A 5,633-nucleotide genomic window follows, 5' to 3' on the forward strand; every position below is an offset into this window, starting at 1 on the left:
CCCCGCGGGAGGACACTTCCGCGAGCTTGGGTGGCCGACCTAGCGTTTCCCTGGAGATTTCATGCAGTTTTCCTGACAGGAAAAATCAGAGATTTCCATGCACCCAGGCTTACCCGTGGATTTGGGAACCTGCCTCCGAAGAAAGCCGTCAAGCGGCGGGCACGGGCATCACAATGAATCTTGAGGTTGAGGATGGCTCGAGAAATGCTTCACTCGCATGCGACAGGACTCGGGTCTTGTCTGTGTGAGTCGGTTTGGTGGGTCACACCCGTCGATCCTTGAGTATCGGCGGGTGTCTTTTTTTGCCTCGCGAGAGTCATTTTGTTCCCACCCAACCGCGACCGACCGTTGAGTTTGATCCGTCCCTCGACCTTCAAACGCGCCGCGGGGAGCCAAGAGGGTCCCATCGCTTTTTCGGTTTGGGATTGAATGGAAACCAAGGTCCAAACGCAAACTTGATTCTCCTTCGTTTCTGGCTCATGACGTGGAGGATAGGTATGACAGAAACCCGGCGCGGCGATGGGTCATTCGTTGAATCCATGGGCACGAAGTGTGCATTGCTTTGATCCTTGTCCCTCTACTACCGTCTCCTGGGCATGGGGCATGCATCTCAGAACTGAAAATGGCAGCTTGTTTGCTTCCGGAGGACAGGCATGGCGGGGCCGCAAACCCGGCGCCATGAATCGGTATTGCCTCAATGACCGCAGAAAACCAAAACACATGACGTCGATCGCTATCGTTGGACTAGGCTACGTTGGACTTCCTCTTTCACTGCAATTTGCTCGCTCCGGGGTCAAGGTATTGGGCCTTGACATCGATCCCTCCAAGATTGAGGCGATCCATTCCGGCCGCACCTACATCAAGCACATCGATTCCAGCGCCATCGCTGAGGCGGTCAAGGCAGGCCAGTTTTCAGCCTCCGCTGATTTCGCGCGTGTCAAGGAAGTCGAAGCCGTCATCATTTGCGTTCCGACTCCGTTGAATAAGAACCGGGAGCCGGATATTTCCTACATCACAGCCACGGGCGCCGCGATCGCACCCCACCTGCACCAAGGCATCCTGGTCGTCTTGGAGTCCACGACGTATCCGGGAACCACGGATGAGGACCTTCTCGGGGTGCTCGAAAAAGGTTCCAAACTTAAGGCAGGCGTCGATTTCCACCTCGCGTTCTCTCCGGAACGCGAAGATCCGGGCAATCCGGCCAGTAAAGTGGCCAAAATCCCCAAGGTCGTCGGTGGCCTAACCCCAGCCTGCGCGAAGAAGGCCTGCGAGCTCTACGGGAAGGCCATCGAACAGATCGTGCCGGTCTCTTCCTGCCGGGTCGCCGAAGCCACCAAGTTGCTGGAGAATATCTTCCGCTCCGTCAACATTGCTTTGGTCAATGAGCTCAAAGTGCTTTATGCGGCCATGGGAATTGATGTTTGGGAGGTGATCCATGCCGCCAAGACCAAACCCTTCGGGTTCATGCCCTTTTATCCCGGCCCAGGCTTGGGTGGACATTGCATTCCGATTGATCCGTTCTACCTCACGTGGAAAGCCCGGGAATACGGCCAAAATACACGCTTCATTGAACTCGCGGGAGAAGTGAATTCCTCCATGCCTTCCTATGTCGTGCAGCGCGTCATGGAAGCCCTCAATGACCTTCAAAAATCGCTCAAAGGAAGCAAGATCTTGCTGGTGGGGCTGGCCTACAAGGCCGATGTGGACGACATGCGTGAGTCGCCCACATTCATCCTTCTGGATCAGCTCAAGGCTCGGGGAGCCGAGGTCGCTTATCACGATCCTCACGTTCCGATCATCGGCCCCACGCGTGAGCACATGGCCTGGGCCGGATTCAAATCAGTGCCTTGGAACAAGGAAACGATTTCTGGATTCGACGCTGCCTTGATCTCGACGGCCCATAAAGCCGTCAACTATGCCGAACTCGCGGCTTGGGCACCTTTGATCATCGATACCCGCAACGCGATGGTGCAGGTCAGCGCAAAGCCGTCCCAGGTCTGGAAGGCCTGACCAAGTTCTCTCCAGCCTCGCGACGCTGACCTTCGAGGGTCGGGTTCCTAAGTCAGTATCGCGGGCTGAATGGAGTTGCGATTCGGGGCGTTGATTCGGTTTCCCAGCTTCCTGCATTCTTCTCCACTCGAGGAATGGAGGGTGAAGCCGCTCAACGCGGGTGGTTCCATTCCCTGATCGCCATCGCTCCCTCGCATGGCCGAAAATCCAGAAGCACTGCAAGCTCCGACCGCTCGCCTGCAACAAGACCCGAGGCCGTCCATCCGCATCCTCGGGCTCGGCTGCTTGCTGGTATTGTTCCTCTGGGGGGGGCCTGCGCTCTGGTATTCACGTCCCCCTGATGGCGTGGCATGGCCTCTGGAATTACGACCGAGGCTCGACGGATGGCATTACGAGCCCGGCAACATTTCGGACGCTGAAGAGCGTGCGCTGCTCGCGGATCACGTTGAGACCGGCACCTATCAACGGCAGGGGCAGGTTCCCTTGCGTTGGTTCGCAGCCAATCGGGGATTCGCCACCGTCAATGAAATTGGACTCTTCGCCCACACACCCGACCGCTGCTGGACCCAATCGGGCTGGACCTTGGAAAGCAGTTTGCCCGAAACCAAGATGATCCACCACCAAGGGAAACAGTGGCAACTGGAGCGCAGGTTGTTCCGGCTCGGAAACCATCTGGAGTTGGTTTACTTTGGCGGCCTGATCCAGGGGCAACCCCCTCGATTTCGACTCGACCACAATCTTTCCGTCGCTCAGCGGAAGCAAAACAAGGGACTCAACATGTCCACGGAACTGCAACTCCGCCTCACCGATGGCCGCTTATGGGGTCGCGTGGCGGATGCATTCCGATCCCGCACCCCTTTGTCGGGTTCCAGAACCTTCTTCCGCGTCTCGGTGCCCGTGGCGCCAGGAGCCGTCCAGGAAGGTGACGCCTTGATCGAGTCGGTGCTGTCAGAGTGGTTGAACAGCGCCACGAGCGGATAGCCGGCAAGGAAATCGCAACGGCCTCGGTCATGCGAACCGGATCTTCATGAAATCCACCGATGCACTCGCCTCAACGAGTGATGGGCGCCTGCTTCTTCCGGCGTGGCTGGCGCTGGGCTTTCTCGTTTCGCAATTCGCGTGGATTTGGCGGCATCGCCCTGAGTATCACTTCGGCTGGATCGTTCTCCTGCTTAGTCTTTTCCTCTTTTATGAAGCCTGGCCCGCCAGGCCGGAGAGGGTGAGGGGGCAGCATTGGCTGGCCGGGCTCCTTTTTGGATTGGGATTTGCCATCGCCGGGTGCGTGCGTTTGTATGCTTCCGCCTTGGGCATGGGACCGACCGCACTCTTTGCTTTGGGCATGGGTGTGCTCGCGATGGTCGGGGGCAACATCGTTTATCTCATGGGCGTCAAAGGGTTGACCCACTTCGCCTTTCCCCTCGGATTCCTCATCCTGGCATTCCCTCCACCCGGATTTCTGGGAGAATGGATCGTCGGCAACCTCAAGGAATGGATCGCTGTGGCCACCGTGGATGTATTGAAACTAGGGGGAATTCCAGCCCAGCGAACCGGGAATCTGATTCATGTCGTGTCCGGAACGGTGGGAGTGGAGGACGCCTGCAGTGGTGTCCGCAGCCTGCAATCGGCCTTGATGGCGACGTTGTTTGTGAGCCACCTGGCTTTCCGTGGTTGGTGCTCACGGTTGCTCCTGGTCGGAGCCGGCTGTGGACTTGCCCTGGCCACCAATTTAGGACGCTCCGTCTGGCTCAGCGTTGTGGCCCATCGCCGGGGGCCTGGAGCCGTGGACCGGCTTCATGATCCGGCGGGCTGGCTCATTCTCATTTGCACACTTTCCGGTGTGCTCCTCGTGGTGTGGGCGTGCCGACGGATGGAATCCTATCTGCCGCATGGAACACGACCCGTGGGATCCCTCCCGCATGCCCCCTAAATCCAAGTGAAAGGCGCCATTTCAAAACCCTTCCGACGCATCCTGGTCCTGGCGGTTGCGGACGTCACCGCCATCGTGTTCAGCTTATGGATCGCTTACCAACTTCGATTTGATTTTCAGATCCCCGCCGCTGAACAAGTGCGAATGTGGCCTGTGATGGGATGGGTCCTGCCGCTCAAGATCGTGCTCTTGATCCTATTCAGGCAATTCGACGGCTTGCTGGGCTACTTCGGTCTGCCCGATCTGAGACGACTTTTCGCTTATTCCGCATTCTCTTCGGGGTTGGTCGCCCTGGTTTGGTTTTCAACCCGCGGACTCTACGCGCCTCCCCGGTCCGTCATCCTGGTGGATTTCCTGGCGGCTTTGATGCTCATGGGAGGGGGACGACTGGGATTGCGCGTTTTGCGCGAACGTTACCTCGCCCCGGAAGCGCGTCACAACAAGAGCGTCAAGAAAGTCGCCATCATCGGGGCGGGCGATGTCGGTTCTTCCCTGGCTCGAGAGCTCTCCGTCAAACGGGGGCTGGGCATGAAACCCGTCGCCTTCTTCGACGACGACCAGTCCAAGTGGCGTTCGCGGGTTCATGACGTCCCGGTTCTGGGTGGACCTGAAGCCATTCTGGATCGAACCATGAATCTCCAGGTGGACGAGGTCATCATCGCGATGCCCTCGGCCTCGGCGAAACGGGTCGGCGAAGTGGTCAAGATCCTGCAAAAAGCGCGCCTCAAGTTTCAAACCGTACCCTCCCTTCGTCAACTCGCCTCGGGACAAGTCAAGGTGAGCCAACTTCGCTCCGTTGAAATTCAAGACTTGCTTGGACGAGATGCGGTGAAACTCGAGACCGAACATATTCGCGGCGTCTTGGAGGACAAGGTGGTGCTCGTCACCGGCGCCGGAGGCAGCATCGGCGGCGAACTGTGCCGGCAGATTCTGGAATTCCACCCCCGACGGCTCCTGTTGCTCGACCAGAGCGAGGTCCAGCTCTTCCAAATCGAGCAGGAGCTGCTGGAGCGCGGCCACGGATCGATCATCATCCCGCTCATTGCGGACATTCTCGACACCCCTCGCCTAGGCCAGATTTTCGAGCGCCAAAGGCCGGAAGTGGTGTTCCATGCCGCCGCCCACAAGCATGTTCCCTTGATGGAAAGCCAGCCCTCCGAAGCGATCAAGAACAACGTGTTCGGGACCGCCCGGCTGGCGGAGGCGGCCCGCGATCACGGAGTAACCCGGTTCGTCATGATCTCGACGGACAAGGCCATCAATCCCACCAGTGTGATGGGAGCCACCAAGCGGGTCGCAGAAATCTTCCTCCAAGCCCTCCACGCCGAGACGAACGGCGGCACTCAGTTCATCGCCGTCCGCTTCGGCAATGTGCTGGGATCCTCAGGAAGCGTCATACCCACGTTCCAAAAACAAATCGCCTTGGGAGGGCCCGTCAAAGTCACCCACCGCGATGTCACGCGCTACTTCATGACGATTCCCGAGGCGTGCGGACTGGTGTTGCAAAGTTGCGCCCAAGGGCAAGGCGGCGAGATTTTCGTGCTCGACATGGGCCAGCCGGTCAAGATTGTCGATCTGGCGCGCCAACTGATCGAGCTGAACGGACTCGTCCCGGACGAGGATATTCTCATCGAATTCACCGGACTCCGGCCGGGCGAGAAACTCTTCGAGGAACTCAGTCACCAAGGCGAGAACA

4 protein-coding genes are annotated in these 5,633 nt (G+C 58.5%); all 4 read left to right on the plus strand.

Annotation, left to right across the window (positions count from 1 at the left end; translation table 11 throughout):
* Positions 1 to 720 precede the first annotated feature (720 nt).
* Entirely contained in the window at positions 721 to 2,010 is a 1,290-nt protein-coding gene (locus tag FJ404_19120) for a nucleotide sugar dehydrogenase (protein MBM3824964.1), read from the plus strand.
* 195 nt (positions 2,011 to 2,205) lie between these two features.
* Positions 2,206 to 2,991 carry an exosortase-associated EpsI family protein gene (locus tag FJ404_19125; protein MBM3824965.1) on the plus strand — a complete coding sequence of 262 codons (786 nt, stop codon included), beginning with the start codon at positions 2,206 to 2,208 and terminating at the stop codon, positions 2,989 to 2,991.
* Between the two features lie 46 nt (positions 2,992 to 3,037).
* Entirely contained in the window at positions 3,038 to 3,937 is a 900-nt protein-coding gene (locus tag FJ404_19130; protein MBM3824966.1) for an exosortase/archaeosortase family protein, read from the plus strand.
* 144 nt (positions 3,938 to 4,081) lie between these two features.
* Positions 4,082 to 5,633: polysaccharide biosynthesis protein (locus tag FJ404_19135; GenBank protein ID MBM3824967.1), on the plus strand; the 1,552-nt coding region annotated here is incomplete at its 3' end.

It is taken from the genome of Verrucomicrobiota bacterium (assembly GCA_016871495.1).
Taxonomy (GTDB): Bacteria; Verrucomicrobiota; Verrucomicrobiia; order Limisphaerales; family VHDF01; genus VHDF01.